Here is a 17,093-nt window from a genome sequence, read left to right as displayed (position 1 = left end):
TTTCATTATATTGGATGAAAAAAGTATGGCAATAACGAAACAATATTTAAATGAAATTACTTATTCTTTTTTAGGGTGCTGTATAAATGTTTATAAAGAATTGGGAACTAGTTTATTAGAAAATGTTTATCATCAATGTTTAATTGAAGAATTAAAATATGAAGGTATAACTTATTTATCAAAATTAGAGATTCCTAAAAAATATAGAGGAAAAGTAATAGAAGCAAAATTAAGAGCTGATTTACTAATTGAAGATTGTTTAGTTGTAGAATTAAAATCAGTAAGAGAAATTCAACCTATATTTGAGGCACAATTGATAACTTATATGCATTTATTGAAAGCACCAAAAGGAATTTTAGTAAACTTTAATTGCCTGAATATTTTTAAAGATGGACAGAAGACTTTTATAAATGATATTTTTAGAGAATTACCAAAATAAACTATGATTTCTATGAGCCTCTGTGGTGAAAAAATAAACTTACGCGCTTTAGAACCCGAAGATTTAGACTTTCTATATCAAATAGAAAACAATGAATCTTTTTGGGAAATAAGTCATACTAAAACTCCTTTTTCTAAATATATTTTGAAACAATATATAGAAAATGCACATTTAGATATTTTTGAAGCAAAGCAACTGCGCTTAATTATTGAAGTAAAATCAACAAAAAAACAAATAGGAATGATTGATTTGTTCGATTTTAATCCTATGCATAAAAGAGCAGGAATTGGCATTCTAATACATCCAGACTTTCAACAAAACGGTTTTGCTTCTGAATCATTATCACTTTTGATTAATTATTCGTTTTCTCATTTAAATTTGCATCAATTATTTGCAAATATTACTTTAGACAATATTAAAAGCGTGTCACTTTTCAACAAACACAACTTCAAAGAAGTAGGCATTAAAAAGGATTGGATTTTATCCGAAGGAAAATTTATTCATGAAGTTTTGTTTCAATTGATAAAAGACTAATTTTGCAATTCTTAAAAAAAATAAAAATACATTGAGTAAAAAATTTATATACACAGTTATCGCTACCATTGTTTTAATTGGTGGAATTATAACATACAACTACTATCAAAAAGTATTTGGTACAACAATTACAAAAGACGCGGTACTTTATGTAAAATCTACAGATAGTTTATTAGATATTAAAAATAATATTACAGATTACTCTAAACACCTTAATACTTTTCTTTTAGTTGCTGCCAAGAAAAATTTTTCGAACCCAAAAGCTGGTCGATACATCTTAAAAGAAGGAATGTCTAATAATGATCTTGTAAACCTTTTAAGAAGTGGTAATCAAACTCCTGTAAAATTATCTTTTAACAATCAAGATACTTTAGAAAAATTAGCGGGTAGAATTGCGGCACAATTAGAAACTGATTCTATTTCTCTTCTAAATACCTTTAAAGATAAAGCCTTTTTATCAAAAAATAACCTGACAGAAAAATCAGTATTACAAATCTTTATTCCTAATAGTTATGAGTTTTATTGGACTACTTCTCCAGAAAAATTTAGAAATAAAATTTTAAGAGAATACAATCGTTTTTGGAATGAAAGTAGATTACAGAAAGCAAAAGATTTAAACTTATCTAAAGATGAAGTAATTACGTTGGCTTCTATTGTTCAGAAAGAAACTGCACAAAAATCTGAAAGACCAATTGTTGCAGGTTTGTATTTAAATAGATTAAAAAATGGTTGGCCATTGCAAGCAGACCCAACAATTATATATTGTATTAAAGAAAAGAAAGGACAAGGTTACGCGGTAAAAAGAGTGTTAACTGCAGATTTAGAAATTAAATCGCCTTACAATACGTATAAAAATAAAGGCTTACCTCCTACTTTAATAGCAATGCCAGATATTTCTGCTATAGATGGTGTATTAAACGCACAGCAACATAACTATTATTATATGTGTGCAAATGTAGAAAAATTAGGCTATCACGCTTTTGCTAGTTCGCTTTCTCAGCACAATAGAAATGCAGCAAAATATCATAATTGGTTAAATAAACAAGGTGTAAATAGGTAATGAAAAAATTGTTTTTCTACTTCCTGTTCATCTTCTTTTCTTTATCAAACCTTGCGCAAACTTCAACATTTTATAAAAAATCTGATACTTTAAATGTTCATAGAAGAAATGCTATCATACTTTCTGAAAGTATTTTTGCTGTAGGAACAGTACTCGCAATAAATCAACTTTGGTATAAAAATTATCCTCGTTCTGGTTTTCATTTTACAAATGATAATAACCAATGGAAACAAATGGATAAAGTTGGTCATTTTATGACTTCTTACTATGTTGGTAAAGTAGGAATGGAATTGTTAAATTGGGCCGGAGTTTCTAAAAAGAACCAACTAATTTACGGGGCAACTTTTGGTTTTGCTGGTTTAACAATTATGGAAATTTTAGATGGTTTTTCTGAAGAATGGGGAGCTTCTTCTGGTGACATTTTAGCAAATGCTGCAGGAACAGGTTTACTAATTGGTCAAGAATTGCTTTGGGATGAACAAAGAATTGCTGTAAAATACTCTTTTCATCAAACTGGTTTTGCAAAACAAAGACCTACTACTTTTGGAGAAAACTTTTTACAACAAGCTATAAAAGATTATAATGGACAAACTTATTGGCTTTCTGCTAATATTTGGTCTTTTAACAAGGAAAGTACCTTTCCAAAATGGCTGAATTTAGCAATTGGTTATGGAGCAGAAGGAATGTTATATGGAGAAAACTCACCATCAAACCTAGCACCACAAGCTCCTTACAGACAATTTTATTTGAGTTTAGATCTAGATTTGACAAAAGTAAAGACAAATTCGGAATTCTTAAAATATATCTTTTCTGCTGTTAATTTCATAAAAATACCAGCTCCAACATTTGAGATTAACACAAAAGGACGAATTAAATTCCATTATTTATATTTTTAGAAAACTTTAACATATTGAAAATAGGTATATTTAAAACAAGTAGTAAATTTGCACCGCAAAACATAAATATTATATCTTATCAAAAAGTTTTTATTTTTATTTGGCTCCTTTTTACTTTTTATCAACGCAACTTCTGTTGATGTAAAAACCGTTTCATTTCCAAAATACATTAATTATAACATTCCTTATTTACAAAAAAACTTTGTAGGTTTTAAAGAAGCTGTTGCTTTTAAAGAATCTCAAGGAAAGTATACTGTTGTAAATACTTTAGGATATTTAGGTAAATATCAATTTGGAAGAACAACCTTAGAGAGGTTTAAAATTTACAATACACAAGAATTTTTAAGAAATCCAGAATTACAAGAAAAAGCATTTGCTGCTTATTGTTCTGTTAATAAATGGATTTTAAGAAAAGACATTAAACGTTCAGTTGGTAAAACCATCAACGGAATTAAAATTACCGAGTCTGGTATTTTAGCTGCTGCTCATTTAAGTGGAGCTGGAAATGTAAAAAAATTCTTACGAAGTAATGGAAATAAGCGTTTTTCAGATGCTTATGGTTCTAGTATTCAATCTTACTTAAAAAAGTTTGCGGGTTATAATGTATCAAATGTTATAGCAGATAGATTAGCGACTATTTAATTACTTCTGAATAATAAAAATAGCAGGCTTTTTATGTAAATCTGGTTGTTGATGTTTCCATTCACTAACTAACATTGTTTTAATGTATTCTGTTGATAAAGTAATATCAGAAGCAATACATAAACTAGTAGTTGGCGTTAAAGCTGCTTTTAAATCTGCAAACATCTTTTCATTTCTATAAGGCGTTTCTATAAAAATCTGAGATTGACCTTTGTCTTTAGACAATTTCTCTAAATCTTTAATCGCTTTCTTTCTTTCGGCCTTGTCTATTGGTAAATAGCCATTAAAAGCAAAGTTTTGCCCATTCATTCCAGAACTCATCATCGCCATTAAAATAGAACTTGGCCCAACTAACGGAACAACTTGTATATTATTTTGATGTGCCATTTTTACAATACTTGCTCCAGGATCTGCAATTGCAGGTACACCAGCTTCAGAAAGTAAACCAACATTTATTCCTTGCTTACAAACATCTAAATATGTTCTAGTTTCTAACTCTTCTGCATATTTATCTAACAACATTATTTGCAATGAAGGTTGCGATTTTTTAGGTGAGATTTTTTTGATAAACCTTCTTGCTGATTTTTCATTCTCAACAATATAATAATCAATTTGCTCAACCACTTTTTTAACTGATAAAGGCATTACTTCTAAAGGTTCTGTATCTCCTAAAGTTGTAGGAATTAAATAAAGTTTACCAAGCATTTTATAGTTTTTTTGATATTATAGTACAAGCTTCATCTAGCATTTTATAAACATTTTCAAATCCACCTTTTCCTCCATAATAAGGATCTGGAACATTCAATTTTTCAGTAGAATTTGATACCTTCAAAATTAATTGAACCTTCTCCTCATCTCTACTATTTCTTGCTAAACTTAAAATATTTTGATAATTACTATCATCCATCGCATAAATAAAGTCAAAGGTATCAAAATCAATTACAGTAAACTTTCTAGCGCTTTGACCTGTAATATTGATGCCGTAATTTCTAGCAACTTCTATAGCGCGTTCATCTGGTAAATTACCAACATGATAAGCTGCTGTTCCTGCAGAATCTACAACTATTTTAGTTGAATCTACTTTAGATTGTAAAATACCTTCTGCCAATGGAGAGCGACAAATATTCCCCAAACAAACCATTAGTACTTTTATCATGTAAAGGAAGCTTTTAGAACGTTAACTTCTTTGTAAGATCGTCTACGTATTTTCTAAATTGTTTATCAGTTTCAGTCAAATTATCTACTGTTTTACACGCATGTAATACAGTTGCATGATCTCTTTGACCTATTTGATTTCCAATACTAGCTAAAGACGTCTTCGTTAATCTTTTAGCAAAAAACATAGCTAATTGACGCGCTTGAACAATGTGACGTTTACGTGTTTTAGATTGTAAAGTAGCAACATCCATATCAAAATACTTAGATACTTCTTTCTGAATATAATCTATAGAAACTTCTTTCTTTGTATTCTTTACAAACTTGTCTACAATCTGTTTTGCTAATTCTATAGAAAATTCTCTTCTATTAAAAGAAGCCTGAGCAATCATAGAAATAATAACTCCTTCTAATTCTCTAACGTTAGATTTTATATTTTTTGCAATATATTCTACAATTTCTTCTGGCATTTCTACACCATCTCTATACAATTTATTTTGTAAGATAGAGATTCTAGTTTCATAATCTGGTGCTTGTAATTCTGCAGATAATCCCCATTTAAAACGAGATAATAAGCGTTGCTCAATATCTTGCATATCTACAGGTGCTTTATCTGAAGTTAAAATTACCTGCTTTCCATTTTGATGTAAATGATTAAATATATGGAAGAAAACATCTTGCGTTCCTGCTTTTCCTGATAAGAATTGAACATCATCAATAATTAATACATCTATCATTTGATAGAAATGAATAAAATCATTTCTTGTATTCGATTTTACAGAATCTATAAATTGTTGTGTAAATTTTTCTGATGAAATATACAAAACTGTTTTGTCTGGATATTTATCTTTAATATTAACACCAATTGCATGCGATAAATGCGTTTTCCCTAAACCAACTCCACCGTAAATTAATAATGGATTAAAAGAGGTCCCTCCTGGCTTATTGGCAACTGCCATACCTGCAGAACGGGCTAATCTATTAGAATCTCCTTCAATAAAATTATCGAAATTATAATTAGGATTTAATTGTGATTCTATTTTTACTTTTTGCAACCCTGGAATTACAAAAGGATTTCTCAATTCTCTTTTATTAGATTCTAAAGGAATTGTAACTTTTTGTGGTTTTAATGGATCTCTATTAGAACTAGGAATTTTTACAATTTGTGGTCTATTACTACTGTAATTATTTTCCATTTTAACATCGTAAATCAATTTGGCATCATTTCCTAATTGTCTTACTAATGCAACTCTTAATAATTTAATATAATGTTCTTCTAACCATTCGTAAAAAAATTTACTAGGTACTTGTATTGTCAACGCTTCTCCTGAAAGTTTTACTGGCTTTATTGGTTCAAACCAGGTTTTGTATGCTTGTGGCTTTATGTTATCTTTTATAAAAGATAAACATTCAATCCACACTGAATCAGCAGTTATAGTCATTCTAAATTATAGGAATTACTTAGTTAATATTTATTTTAAAAAGGTGCTTCTCAACCTTTCTGTGGGGGAATACAAAAGTGTGAATAAAATTCAGTATAAAAAAATCAATTTGCTATTGATTATTAACTTTTTTTTACGTAAAATGCTAAAAAACAAAATAGTTTAGAAGTATTGAAAAAATCATCAACAAAAACCAGAATTAGATATTCTGAGACCGACCAAATGGGCGTAGTTTATCACGGAAATTACGCTCAATTTTTTGAATTAGGGCGAACAGAATGGCTTCGTTCTTTAGGAGTCACCTACAAAGATATGGAAATCAGCGGAATAATGCTTCCTGTTATTTCTATAAATTTTAAATTCATTAAATCTGCATTGTATGATGATGTTTTAACCATACATACTTTTTTAAAGAAAAAGCCATTAGTTAAAATTGAATTTGATTATGAAATAATAAATCAGAATAATGAATTAATTTGTAAAGGAAGTAGTGTTTTAGCTTTTATGAATTCGAAAACAATGAAACCAACAAAATGCCCAGATTATTTATTAGAAAGTTTAGGTTTCTAATTCTTTAATATCAACTTTATATAGGTTCTCAAAAATTTCAAAAATTGATGCAGCATCTTTTTTTCTTACTGAAATAATATACTGGCAATTTTCTTCTAATTTTTGATTTATAATATCTAACTTTTTCTCTTTTACGATTCTCATGACAGCATTCATCAAATCATAATTAAAAGTTAGTTTGTACTCAATGTTAATTGTTTTCTCTAAAATTTCTGACGCCTCTAAAGCTATTTGTGCAGAAGTTTTATATGCAGAGATCAAACCGCCAACACCTAATTTTGTACCTCCAAAATAACGTACAGAAACTATTAAAATGTTCGTTACTTCAAAAGACTGTATTTGTCCGTAAATTGGTAAACCTGCAGAATTATTAGGCTCACCATCATCATTTGCTCTAAATTTAATTTTCTCAATTCCAAATTGATATGCATAACAAAAATGACGCGCAGAATGATGTTTTTTCTTTAGTTCTTCTAAACACTCTTTTACTTCACCTTCCGTTAAAACAGGAAAAGTATAACCAAAAAACTTACTTCCTTTTTCTTTAAAAAGTGTTTCTTCTGATGGTTTTTCTATCGTTTTATATACGTCGTTCATACTTTTTTGAAGGATTAAAAAATTAAACGCAAAGTCGCAATGATTTTCGCAAAAGTCGCAAAGAAAACAAAAAGCTTCTTTAAAACACTAAAAAATAGCTCTAAATCAAAAATTTTATGCAACAGTAACCAATACAATTCCTAAAATTGCCAAAGCAACTCCTATTTTATTTTTAAGACTGAATTTTTCTTTAAACAATAACAAGCCAACCAACGTTGACACAATTACTATTGCCACATTATTTATGGTAAATAATGTTGAGCTCTCGAAATTTTTATTCTGTAAAGCTTTAATTATAAAGAAAATTGAGAAGTAATTAGGTACTCCTAAAATAATTCCTGCAAGAATATTTTTAAGCCCAAAAGCTTCTCTTTTTTTGATTGTTTTAATTGCTAAAATTGTAAATCCAAAAATAGCTGCTATACCAAACAAACCTGCAGAAAAAACAGGAACATCTTCATCTGCAACATAATTTACTTGAATATATTTTAAAAGCGTATCTATTGTTCCGGAACCTAAAAACAGTAAAATCGGGAATAATAGAGTTCCTTTTTTCCCTGACTTCTCCTCTTTAACAGAAGATAAATACACAGCGATTAAAGCAATCATAATTCCTAAAACCTTTAAGAAAGTTACTGATTCGTTATATAAAATTATTCCGAATAAAATAGGAACAACAACAGACATTTTACCAGCAATTGAAGTAACTGAAACACCATTATTTTGAGCTGTCATTGCCATCACAAAAAAGATAGAAACAAATAATGCTCCTAAAATTAATGCACCCCCAAACCAAGGTTCTAAATAAATTTCTGTGATTGGTATTTTTCTTTCTGCAAACAAAAGCCCCATAGAGCAGGCTACAATGTAATTTACACAAATAGCTTTTAATACATCAATTTTAAAAATACCGAAATATTTAAAAATGACAATTAAACCTGTAGAAAAAAGGATACTTAATAGTAGATAAATCAAATTATAGGTGGTTTTTAGTAAATAATTCCAAGACATCTTCTTCACCAGGAATTAAATTCCAAACATGAATGCCCAATTTATTTGCAGCAGTTGTATTTTCTTTTAAGTCATCTACAAAAAGAGTTTCATTTGCTACTAAATTATTTTGATTTAATACAAATTCATAAATTTCTGAATCTGGTTTTCTAAAATTAATTTCATGCGATAAATAAAACTGTTCAAAGCAATTTTTAAATTCATTGTAAAACAAATCACCTAAAGAATTCTGAACCCAAGAAATATGTAAATCGTTCGTATTGCTCAACAAAAACAATCTATAATCATTATTTTTAGACAATTCTTTTAAAAATTCTAATCTCTTTTTAGGAAAATCTAACAACACAGCATTCCAAGCATCAACGAGTTGGTTTTCTTTAATTTGAGGAAATTTTTTCTGATAAAAATAAATAAAGGTTGAAGTAGAAATTAATCCTTTTTCATATTGATGATATACAGAAATCATGTCTTCAGAAATTTCTGTAACGCCTAATTGAGCCATCGCTTTATAGGTTCCCATTTTATCTAAATTGATAAAAATATCGCCAAAATCGAAAATAATGTTTTTAATCATTTTTATATATTTTTAAAACATCGTTTTTGATGTTTATTTCGTGTGAAGATTGTCTCTTAAAGCTAGGAGACTTCACTCCTTTTCCAAACGCAACATCACCTGTAAAAACTCTTGCTTCATCCCACAGGTTTTCATCAATAAAAGTTTGTAAGGTTTGTGTTCCTCCTTCAATTATTACAGATTGAATATTCTGATTTTGCATAACTTGACAAACTTGAGAACCTATCTTTTTTGAAAAATCTATTTGCTTAAAAAGCAAGTTTTCACTTCCTCTTTTTTCAACTTCAGTAATTACAATTGTCTTTACACTTTTATCAAAAACACTTGCATTTTCAGAAATTCGTAGTCTTTTATCTAATACAATTCTAATAGGATTATTTCCAGACCAAGTTCTAACATTCAATTTAGGATTATCCACAATAGCAGTATTTGTTCCCACTAAAATTGCATGTTCTTCACTTCGCCATTTATGAACTAATTGCTGCGAATATGTATTGGTAATCCAAATTGGCTTGCCTTGAACTGGTTTCAAAGTCTCATTATTTTTTGTTTCTGAAACAAGTTCAGGATAAACTGGAGCTATAAATCCATCTTTAGTTTCTGCCCATTTTAGAATAATAAATGGTCTTTTTTTATCTTGAACACAGAAAAAACGCTTGTGATGAGCTCTACATTCAGCTTCTAAAACACCCACAATTACATTACAACCTGCATTAATTAATCGTTCAACTCCTTTACCAGCAACTAAACTATTAGAATCTACACAACCAATTACCACCTTTTTAAGTTGATGTTTTACAATTAAATCTGCACAAGGTGGCGTTTTGCCAAAATGCGAACAAGGTTCTAAGGTTACATAAATTGTAGCTTCTTTTAAAAGTGCTTTATTATTTACTGAATTTATTGCATTTACTTCTGCATGATTTCCTCCGTAAGGAGATGTAAAACCTTCGCCAATAATTTTATTCTCATAAACAATCACTGCACCCACGGAAGGATTTGGACGCGAAGTTCCAATTCCGTTTTTAGCAATTTGCAAACAACGTTTTATGTATAATTGATGGTTAATAATGTTCTAATTTTTAATGATAGGATGAGGTAAATCTATTTAAAATTTAATCTTAATTTCTTCAGTTGTATCAATAATATAATCTTTTGTAAAGCCAAACACAGTATATTTTAAATTTCCTTTAAATTGTACTTTAACAGATTTATTTAATATTGAATTTAACAATCCTCCTAAAATTCCATTTTTATTATTTTCAAAAATCTTTCTCGTAGGAATATAAGCAGTTAAAGGAATTATGAACTCTTTTTTAGCTGGTACTTTAAATTCGTCAGAAAAAACATGTGCAACCTCTTCCCCATTTACAATTACTTTAATTTTATCAGTAGAAAACGTACCAGAAACATTGTTTGGATTTTCAAAAAAAGCTGCTGCTTTTAATTTAATTGTATCCGATTTAAAACTTAAAACCTTAATATTATCAACCTTTATAAAAACAGGCTTCTTTTTGACTGAACAACCACTTATCAATAAAAATAAAACAGAAAAATATAGTAACTTTTTCATTAAAAAAATTTAAAATTTTAGGTAACTTGCTCGTGCAAAAATACAGTAATAAATGACAACTCAAGATTTTATCATTAGAGAAATCCTACCAAAAGACAATCCTGAAATTGCTAAAGTAATTAGAAATGTTTTAGTAGAATTAAATGTACCAAAAGTTGGAACAGCCTATGAAGATAGGGCTACAGACGAAATGTTTGAAAATTATCAAAAAGAAAAATCTATTTACTTTGTTGTAGAACATAATAATAAAGTTATTGGTGGAGCAGGAATTGCACAATTAGATAATTTTAAAGGCAATACTTGTGAGTTGCAAAAAATGTACTTCTTGCCTTTAGTTCGTGGAAAAGGAATTGGCACAAAATTGATATCTACTTGTTTAGAAAAAGCAAAAGAATTTGGGTTTGAAAACTGCTATTTAGAAACCATGCCTTATATGCACTCTGCTCAGAAATTGTACAAAAAATATGGCTTTACTTCTTTAGAAAAACCAGTTGGAAATACCGGACATTATTCTTGTAACGTTTGGATGATAAAAAAAATATGATTTTAAAAGAATTTAGAGCTTTTTGTACTGAAGCACTGTCAGGAATTTATCCACAGACAGAAATAGATACTTTTTTCTTTTTGTTGATAGAAGAAAAACTTGAGCTACAAAGAATTGATACTGTTTTAAAACCTGAATTTGAACTTTCTGATGATATCTTACAAGAATTAAAAGCGATAATAGAACGATTAATAAAAGAAGAACCAATACAATATATTCTAGGAAAAACTGAATTTTATGGATTCCCTTTTTTAGTTGATAAAAATACGCTTATTCCAAGACCAGAAACAGAAGAATTGGTTGAATGGGTTTTAGATGAAGTTGCAAAAATAGCAGATTCAAATGTTTCAGAATTATCAATTCTTGATATTGGAACAGGAACTGGTTGTATTCCTATTTCTTTAGCTAAGAATTTACCTAATGCAAAAATTACTACAATAGACATTTCTTCTAAAGCCTTAAAAATTGCAAAACAAAACGCAAAATTGAATACTGTAGTTATTGATTTTTTAGAAACTGATATTTTACAAACAGAAAAATTGCAGCAACAATTTGACATTATTATTTCTAATCCACCCTATGTTCGTGAACTTGAAAAACAGGAAATTAAAAATAATGTTTTAGAAAACGAACCCCATCTAGCATTATTTGTAGATGATAATAATCCTTTAGTTTTTTATACTAAAATTGCTGATTTAGCTAAAAATCATCTTACTAAAAATGGGTTGTTATTTTTTGAAATCAATCAATATTTAGGAAAAGAAACAGTGAAAATGTTAGAAGAAAAAGGATTCAAAAACATTGAATTAAGAAAAGATTTATTTGGAAATGATAGAATGATCAAAACGAGTATTAACACCCGTTTTTGTTTAGATTAGCAAAAAACTATTCTAATCTAAGTACTTTTACTGAAGCCATATTTCGCTTAACTAATCAAAATAATGTCAACTAGTACTCATTTTAATAAAATTAGTAAACTTTTTAAAGTCAACCTAACTTTTAATAGCACAAATTAAGAATGTCAATATTCTTCAAAAATACTTTCTAATTTTCGTTTGTTCTTTCTAAGTAGTTTACAGGCAGAAGAAATTAAGTTAAATAAAAAAAGCAAAGGAATCTTAGCCATATAGAAATGTTTTAAACGCAGGTTTTAAAAAAACATCTCCTAATTTTTTAGCTCTAACTATTTAAATGCAAATATTGATTTCAATTAACAGTAATTATTACCTTTTAGAATTCTTTATTACATCTTTAAAGAAATTTTGTTCCTACTATTTTCCATTAAGTCTTTAAATCTGAACGTAGAGCATTCAATATTTACAAAACTATTTTTCATTTTCCTTCAACGTATTAATACTATATACTTGTTATTCTGTCACAGTAAAATTCATACTTATTACTATAGGAAATGCAATTTGTATCTCGATTTCCCAATATTATGGTTTTTTAGTATTTTATATATAAAAAAATACCACCTACAAGGTTTTATGTTTTAGAATATTTATTGATTGTTTCTTTTGTTCTTTTTTATCATTAGGTACCCTTTTGTGTATTACGAAGTAATTAAAACAAGAATATTGTGAGAATTATTTATATTAAAAAATACGATAAAAGATCATATTTATAAAAACCATTAAATAAAAACAAAATTAAACTAAAAATTAAATACCTGATTTACAGTTAATTAATACAAATGGGTGGGAAAAACTACCCTAGTATTTTTAGGTAACTCTAGATTATTAAGTGATATTTACATCAGTATAAAAAAATATATAGTTTATTCAAAAACTATACTCTTTTAAGCTTTGATATTCTGTGGGGGTTTATCAAAGTCAAAAACAGGCTAAGAGCTTTCTTAGCCTGTTTTGTTTTTTAATAAATATTGCCTTTAAATTTATTATAATGAATAGTTTAAATTAACAATATAAATTACAGAAAATTATTATTCTTAGATTTCGATAATGGAAATGCTGATACAATATTACGAGAAATTAAAAAAGAGTAAATGACTTTAGAGCAACAAAAACATACAATAAGATCTCCTAATATTCCTGATAATAGTAACAAAAAAGAAAATGTAGAAATTTATGCTTGGCACTGCAATCATCATTTTGCACATATAGCGCAATTAATGATTCGTAAAAACTGGAAATAAGTTCTAAAATTCATTTTGGAGTTTTTTAATTTAAAAGACCTATTTTTAAACTCTAATTTTATTAAAGATGAAAACTGCACAACAATGGTTTGATGAGTATGCTGTAAGTCATAAAAACGAAACCAATATATTAATTCATTTTATCTGCGTTCCTGCTATATTTTTTAGTGTAATTGGCTTGCTTATGAGCATTCCTACTGAGTTTTTAGAAAACTTTTTTGGTATTTACAATCCGTTTTTAGAAAATTGGGCAACCGTTGTTGCTGTAATCATGCTAATCTTTTATTTACGTTTAGGTTTTTGGCATTTTATAGAAATGTTTCTTTTTACAGCAGTGTCTATTATTGGAAATTATTGGATTAGTAAAAATGGAAACTTAGCCATTATTTCTATTTTAATTTTTGTATTTGCTTGGATTGGTCAGTTTTACGGACATAAAGTAGAAGGTAAAAAACCTTCTTTTATTAAAGATTTACAATTTTTATTGATTGGCCCTCTTTGGGTGATTAAAAAATTAGGGACTAAGAAGACATAATTATGACAGAAGAAATTACTTTCGAAGACTTTTTAAAGGTTGATATTAGAGTTGGAACCATTATAGAAGTAAATGATTTTCCAAAAGCAAGAAAACCAGCATATCAATTAATTATTGATTTTGGAGATTTAGGGACAAAAAAATCGAGCGCACAAATTACCGACTTATACTCAAAGGAGGAATTGTTAAACAGACAAGTAACTGCAATTGTAAACTTTAAATCGAGACAAATTGCGAATTTTATGAGTCAGTGTTTAATTTTAGGTGTATACAATACTGATGGAAACGTAGTTTTATTACAAGCTTCTAAGCCTACTAAAAATGGTGAGCAGGTTTCTTAATTCTTAGGATTATTTAAAATTACTAACGCTCCTATTACTCCAGGAATCCATCCACAAAGTGTAAGTAAGAAAATAATAAAAAAAGAACCACAACCTTTATCTATAACAGAAAGTGGTGGAAAAATGATAGCAAATAAAACTCTAAAAAAACTCATTTAAATAATTAATTGGTTATACAAATAAGACGTTTAACTATTAAATTTGTTACAACTCTTAAAAAAAGATACAAAGGTTCAAAACGATAAACATTAATTCTTCACCTTTGAACCTTTGAAAATTTAAAACTAAACCCTACATTTTATCCCCAAAGAAGATAGCGTTCATCATTAACTTATTGGTTCCGTACCAAAAAGCCCTGAAGTTTGTATTATCAGTAAAAACAATTACTTTTCCTTTTCCTAAACGTTGCACTTTAAACGGAACTGTATTTTTTAGTTCCTTCATGTTTTCCTTAGAAATATACCCACTCAATAATGGATTACTTGTATATTGTATAGGGTTGTTAAAACTCTTTTTATCTGCTTTTATAAAAACTGTTGTATTTCTAAATAATGCCAACTTATCATTTTTGTACCCAAAATTAATTGGATGAGAACGATCTATTTTCGCTTCAAAAATTGCTCCTCCAATAACTTGTGCTCCAGATTTTAAGGATTTATTTTCAAAAGATACACTCTCTATTGTATCTATTTTAGTTTTATTAAATTCTAAGTCGATAAATTTTTTGCTAGACAGCCATTTTACTGTATTTCTATACCCAATTAAAGTTCCACCATTTTTAACCCAAGTTTTTAATTTCTCTTCAATAGCTTTATCAAAAAAAGAGTAACTGTTAGGAACAATAATAGTTGTGTACTTACTCAAATTAACTCTTGAAACATAAGACATGTCTAATTTTGTTAATTTCATATCAAAGCGCTGATCTAACAAATGCCAAACTTCACCAGCATCACTACTAGCCATATTTCCACCAACCAAAATAGCAACTTTCTGTGGTTTAATATTACTAAAATTGTTAGAACCTAAATCTATTCCGTCATTTAATCCTGTAGAAACTCCGTTAATATTTAAATGATTTTCTTTCGCAACTTTACTTAAAAACTGGTACAATTCTAATTGATCTAATTTCTGATTTTGAACCGGAATAAAAATAGTTCCGTAATCATAACTATTTCCTCCATTTTTAAAGTTTTTCATTGAAACTTTAGCCCTAATCCCTTTATTTAAAATCTTATTTAAAGCCTTTGGTGTGTAATATTCATTCCAAGACATTAAATAACCATTGCTACTATTAAATGAAACATTTCCCTGTTTCATTTGTAAATCTACAATCTCTTTTCCTGCTTTATTTAATGATATATTTTCAGCTAAATCTACTCCAAAAGAATAATTAAAAGTCCAAGCAGAAACATCATAAAACAAACTATCTTGAAATTTTGTTCTTACATCAAACATCGCTTTTACCAATCGTTGATTTTTCTGATCCATTGGCACTACATAACTATATCCTTTTTTAAAGTTTTTTCCGTTTGAAGAAAAATTAGCTTTTAATTCGTGTATTTTAATTTGATGACGTTTTAAAACTTCAGCCAAATGATAACTTTTTGCGGCATCTTTTTCGTCACCAAAAACAATTGCTTTTTTAGTTTCTGCGTCTCTAGAATTTTTATAAAAATCTTGTTGATATTTTAAGATTTTAGTTCGCATTTTATTAGCTGCTTCTATCGTTGATAATGCAGCTGTAAACTGATTTCTTATTGTAAATGGAAACGTTAAAACTCCATTTACAGTTTCTTGTGCATGACCTCTAGAACTTCCTTGTTCAAACAAAATACCAATACTTCCATTAATATCTGGAAATGTAGAACCTTTACCATAGTAAAAATCATCAAAACTCTCTTCAGAGTAGTATAAAGAGCCTATTTTATCTAATGCTTTTGCATGATATGTTCCTATTTCTCTTGTTAACTCCTGATTCATTTTTGGAGTTAAAGGATGTGTTCTACTTGGAATTCCTGGCTGAAAAAAGAAAGAAGAATTACTTCCCATTTCATGATGATCTGTTAAAATATTTGGCAACCATTTATGAAAAGTAGCAATTCTCACCTTACTTTCTGGTAACTGAACTGGCAACCAATCTCTATTCATATCAAACCAATAATGATTTGTTCTTCCTCTTGGCCAAACCTCTCTGTATTCTCTATCGTTAGGATCTGGATTAATATTTTTACTCCTATTTGTATTTGCCCAATATGCAAAACGTTGCAACCCATCTGGATTAAAAGAAGGATCAAATAAAACAACGGTGTTCTTTAAAACGTCATCAATTCTATTAGAAGCAGCTAAATAATACGCCACCGCTAAAGCCGCATTAGAACCACTTGGTTCATTTCCATGAATTGAAAATCCTTGATACACAACAATTGGATCATTTGAAATATCAACAGATGAATTATCTGTAGCTTCTATATGTTTATTTCTAATGTTTTCTAAATTCTGATGATTTTCTGGCGATGTAATTGTTAACAATAACAATGGTCTTCCTTCAAAAGTAGTTCCTCTATTCTCTATAGAAATTCTATCAGAAGCTTTTGCTAAAGCTTTCATATATTCTACCAACTTGTCATGTGTTATGTGCCACTCACCCACTTCATGACCAATTACACTTTCTGGTGTTGGAATACTTGAATTGTAAACTTCACTTGGTAGGTAATAAGATAGATCAACTTTCTGAGCTGATATAGAAATAGAGAGTAATAAAAAAAGTACAATTAGTTTTTTCATAGGAAGTAATAGTTTGATTATCTAACAAATATAGGAATTCAAAAAGGTTATCCTTGGTTCTTTAACATTGATTTAAAAGTTTATGTAAAACAAAAAATATCCCTATAAAAAAAATGCTAAAACGGTCCAAAAGAGAAGTATTATTATTCCTATTAATGGGCACAATTCCTATTACTTTATTAGATATTACTGGCTTAAAACAGCTATAAAACCATGAATTTTCAAAACAATTTAAAGCTTT

Annotated in this window: 21 protein-coding genes; 11 read left to right on the top strand and 10 right to left on the bottom strand. The window is 28.4% G+C overall.

Annotation, left to right across the window (positions count from 1 at the left end):
* Positions 1-25: 25 nt before the first annotated feature.
* The 5 genes from BTO04_RS15030 (at position 26) to BTO04_RS15580 (ending at position 3,571) form a co-directional block, all read left to right on the top strand.
* The gene (locus BTO04_RS15030; protein ID WP_087565269.1) at positions 26-439 is read left to right on the top strand and encodes a GxxExxY protein; all 414 of its coding nucleotides are present in this window, start codon (positions 26-28) and stop codon (positions 437-439) included.
* A gap of 12 nt (positions 440-451) precedes the next feature.
* Positions 452-973: a GNAT family N-acetyltransferase gene (locus BTO04_RS15025; protein WP_087565446.1), complete on the top strand. Its 522-nt coding sequence runs from the start codon at positions 452-454 to the stop codon at positions 971-973.
* Positions 974-1,004: 31 nt separating this feature from the next.
* Positions 1,005-2,033, top strand: coding sequence for an endolytic transglycosylase MltG (gene mltG, locus BTO04_RS15020; RefSeq protein WP_087565268.1), 1,029 nt, complete (start codon positions 1,005-1,007; stop codon positions 2,031-2,033).
* A complete protein-coding gene (locus BTO04_RS15015) occupies positions 2,033-2,929 on the top strand; it encodes a DUF2279 domain-containing protein (RefSeq protein WP_087565267.1) in 897 nt (298 codons plus the stop codon). The genes mltG and BTO04_RS15015 overlap by 1 nt, the downstream gene beginning before the upstream one ends.
* 120 nt (positions 2,930-3,049) lie before the next feature.
* Positions 3,050-3,571, top strand: a complete 522-nt coding sequence (locus tag BTO04_RS15580) for a peptidoglycan-binding protein LysM (protein WP_232455989.1) — start codon at positions 3,050-3,052, stop codon at positions 3,569-3,571.
* Here the strand turns inward: BTO04_RS15580 and BTO04_RS15005 are convergent, their stop codons facing one another.
* From BTO04_RS15005 to dnaA, 3 genes are read right to left on the bottom strand one after another with little or no spacing between them, the layout of a single operon-like run.
* The gene (locus BTO04_RS15005) at positions 3,572-4,276 is read right to left on the bottom strand and encodes an SAM-dependent methyltransferase (RefSeq protein WP_087565266.1); all 705 of its coding nucleotides are present in this window, start codon (positions 4,274-4,276) and stop codon (positions 3,572-3,574) included.
* 1 nt (position 4,277) lies between these two features.
* Positions 4,278-4,727: a low molecular weight protein-tyrosine-phosphatase gene (locus BTO04_RS15000; RefSeq protein WP_087565265.1), complete on the bottom strand. Its 450-nt coding sequence runs from the start codon at positions 4,725-4,727 to the stop codon at positions 4,278-4,280.
* Positions 4,728-4,740: 13 nt separating this feature from the next.
* The gene (gene dnaA / locus BTO04_RS14995; protein WP_087565264.1) at positions 4,741-6,168 is read right to left on the bottom strand and encodes a chromosomal replication initiator protein DnaA; all 1,428 of its coding nucleotides are present in this window, start codon (positions 6,166-6,168) and stop codon (positions 4,741-4,743) included.
* Between the two features lie 171 nt (positions 6,169-6,339).
* On the opposite strand from dnaA, the gene BTO04_RS14990 reads away from it, so the two are divergent.
* Positions 6,340-6,738: a thioesterase family protein gene (locus BTO04_RS14990; protein WP_087565263.1), complete on the top strand. Its 399-nt coding sequence runs from the start codon at positions 6,340-6,342 to the stop codon at positions 6,736-6,738.
* Here BTO04_RS14990 and BTO04_RS14985 read toward each other — a convergent pair.
* From BTO04_RS14985 to BTO04_RS14965, 5 genes are all read right to left on the bottom strand, one after another.
* Positions 6,727-7,335 carry a YigZ family protein gene (locus BTO04_RS14985; protein ID WP_087565262.1) on the bottom strand — a complete coding sequence of 203 codons (609 nt, stop codon included), beginning with the start codon at positions 7,333-7,335 and terminating at the stop codon, positions 6,727-6,729. The two genes, BTO04_RS14990 and BTO04_RS14985, sit on opposite strands and share 12 nt — an antisense overlap.
* Positions 7,336-7,449: 114 nt before the next feature.
* Positions 7,450-8,310 carry an EamA family transporter gene (locus BTO04_RS14980; RefSeq protein ID WP_087565444.1) on the bottom strand — a complete coding sequence of 287 codons (861 nt, stop codon included), beginning with the start codon at positions 8,308-8,310 and terminating at the stop codon, positions 7,450-7,452.
* A gap of 1 nt (position 8,311) precedes the next feature.
* Positions 8,312-8,920, bottom strand: coding sequence for an HAD-IA family hydrolase (locus BTO04_RS14975; protein ID WP_087565261.1), 609 nt, complete (start codon positions 8,918-8,920; stop codon positions 8,312-8,314).
* Positions 8,913-9,992, bottom strand: a complete 1,080-nt coding sequence (ribD, locus tag BTO04_RS14970) for a bifunctional diaminohydroxyphosphoribosylaminopyrimidine deaminase/5-amino-6-(5-phosphoribosylamino)uracil reductase RibD (RefSeq protein WP_087565260.1) — start codon at positions 9,990-9,992, stop codon at positions 8,913-8,915. Before ribD ends, BTO04_RS14975 begins: the two co-directional genes overlap by 8 nt.
* A gap of 36 nt (positions 9,993-10,028) precedes the next feature.
* Positions 10,029-10,493 (bottom strand): LEA type 2 family protein, encoded by a 465-nt coding sequence (locus tag BTO04_RS14965; RefSeq protein ID WP_087565259.1) that lies wholly within the window; start codon positions 10,491-10,493, stop codon positions 10,029-10,031.
* A 52-nt stretch (positions 10,494-10,545) separates the two neighbouring features.
* On the opposite strand from BTO04_RS14965, the gene BTO04_RS14960 reads away from it, so the two are divergent.
* The 5 genes from BTO04_RS14960 (at position 10,546) to BTO04_RS14945 (ending at position 14,068) form a co-directional block, all read left to right on the top strand.
* A complete protein-coding gene (locus BTO04_RS14960) occupies positions 10,546-11,037 on the top strand; it encodes a GNAT family N-acetyltransferase (protein WP_087565258.1) in 492 nt (163 codons plus the stop codon).
* On the top strand, positions 11,034-11,915 hold the full coding sequence (gene prmC / locus BTO04_RS14955) for a peptide chain release factor N(5)-glutamine methyltransferase (RefSeq protein WP_087565443.1): 882 nt from the start codon (positions 11,034-11,036) through the stop codon (positions 11,913-11,915). Before BTO04_RS14960 ends, prmC begins: the two co-directional genes overlap by 4 nt.
* Before the next feature lie 1,127 nt (positions 11,916-13,042).
* Positions 13,043-13,192 (top strand): hypothetical protein, encoded by a 150-nt coding sequence (locus tag BTO04_RS15435; RefSeq protein WP_198342084.1) that lies wholly within the window; start codon positions 13,043-13,045, stop codon positions 13,190-13,192.
* Positions 13,193-13,259: 67 nt separating this feature from the next.
* Complete coding sequence (locus BTO04_RS14950) at positions 13,260-13,727, top strand: DUF962 domain-containing protein (protein WP_087565257.1); 468 nt, start codon at positions 13,260-13,262, stop codon at positions 13,725-13,727.
* A 2-nt stretch (positions 13,728-13,729) separates the two neighbouring features.
* Positions 13,730-14,068, top strand: a complete 339-nt coding sequence (locus BTO04_RS14945) for a tRNA-binding protein (protein WP_087565256.1) — start codon at positions 13,730-13,732, stop codon at positions 14,066-14,068.
* On the opposite strand, the gene BTO04_RS14940 is transcribed toward BTO04_RS14945, so the two are convergent.
* Together BTO04_RS14940 and BTO04_RS14935 are read right to left on the bottom strand one after the other, a co-directional pair.
* Positions 14,065-14,223, bottom strand: coding sequence for a YqaE/Pmp3 family membrane protein (locus tag BTO04_RS14940; protein WP_076686390.1), 159 nt, complete (start codon positions 14,221-14,223; stop codon positions 14,065-14,067). The genes BTO04_RS14945 and BTO04_RS14940 overlap by 4 nt on opposite strands.
* A 136-nt stretch (positions 14,224-14,359) precedes the next feature.
* A complete protein-coding gene (locus tag BTO04_RS14935; protein WP_198342083.1) occupies positions 14,360-16,852 on the bottom strand; it encodes a M14 family metallopeptidase in 2,493 nt (830 codons plus the stop codon).
* Positions 16,853-17,093: the final 241 nt, after the last annotated feature.

Source organism: Polaribacter sp. SA4-10, from assembly GCF_002163835.1.
GTDB lineage: Bacteria > Bacteroidota > Bacteroidia > Flavobacteriales > Flavobacteriaceae > Polaribacter.
The sequence above is the reverse complement of the archived record's forward strand: the minus strand, read 5'-3'. Positions and strand labels throughout refer to the sequence as shown.

What these genes read in the sequence shown, in the direction of transcription:
- BTO04_RS14960 (WP_087565258.1), top strand. Translation starts at nt 10,546, where the DNA reads ATGACAACTCAAGATTTTATCATTAGAGAAATCCTACCAAAAGACAAT.
- BTO04_RS15005 (WP_087565266.1), bottom strand. Translation starts at nt 4,276, where the DNA reads ATGCTTGGTAAACTTTATTTAATTCCTACAACTTTAGGAGATACAGAA.
- BTO04_RS15030 (WP_087565269.1), top strand. Translation starts at nt 26, where the DNA reads ATGGCAATAACGAAACAATATTTAAATGAAATTACTTATTCTTTTTTA.
- prmC (WP_087565443.1), top strand. Translation starts at nt 11,034, where the DNA reads ATGATTTTAAAAGAATTTAGAGCTTTTTGTACTGAAGCACTGTCAGGA.
- BTO04_RS14940 (WP_076686390.1), bottom strand. Translation starts at nt 14,223, where the DNA reads ATGAGTTTTTTTAGAGTTTTATTTGCTATCATTTTTCCACCACTTTCT.
- BTO04_RS15000 (WP_087565265.1), bottom strand. Translation starts at nt 4,727, where the DNA reads ATGATAAAAGTACTAATGGTTTGTTTGGGGAATATTTGTCGCTCTCCA.
- BTO04_RS14935 (WP_198342083.1), bottom strand. Translation starts at nt 16,852, where the DNA reads ATGAAAAAACTAATTGTACTTTTTTTATTACTCTCTATTTCTATATCA.
- BTO04_RS15015 (WP_087565267.1), top strand. Translation starts at nt 2,033, where the DNA reads ATGAAAAAATTGTTTTTCTACTTCCTGTTCATCTTCTTTTCTTTATCA.
- BTO04_RS14975 (WP_087565261.1), bottom strand. Translation starts at nt 8,920, where the DNA reads ATGATTAAAAACATTATTTTCGATTTTGGCGATATTTTTATCAATTTA.
- BTO04_RS14950 (WP_087565257.1), top strand. Translation starts at nt 13,260, where the DNA reads ATGAAAACTGCACAACAATGGTTTGATGAGTATGCTGTAAGTCATAAA.
- BTO04_RS14945 (WP_087565256.1), top strand. Translation starts at nt 13,730, where the DNA reads ATGACAGAAGAAATTACTTTCGAAGACTTTTTAAAGGTTGATATTAGA.
- BTO04_RS15435 (WP_198342084.1), top strand. Translation starts at nt 13,043, where the DNA reads ATGACTTTAGAGCAACAAAAACATACAATAAGATCTCCTAATATTCCT.
- dnaA (WP_087565264.1), bottom strand. Translation starts at nt 6,168, where the DNA reads ATGACTATAACTGCTGATTCAGTGTGGATTGAATGTTTATCTTTTATA.
- BTO04_RS14985 (WP_087565262.1), bottom strand. Translation starts at nt 7,335, where the DNA reads ATGAACGACGTATATAAAACGATAGAAAAACCATCAGAAGAAACACTT.
- BTO04_RS14965 (WP_087565259.1), bottom strand. Translation starts at nt 10,493, where the DNA reads ATGAAAAAGTTACTATATTTTTCTGTTTTATTTTTATTGATAAGTGGT.
- BTO04_RS15025 (WP_087565446.1), top strand. Translation starts at nt 452, where the DNA reads ATGAGCCTCTGTGGTGAAAAAATAAACTTACGCGCTTTAGAACCCGAA.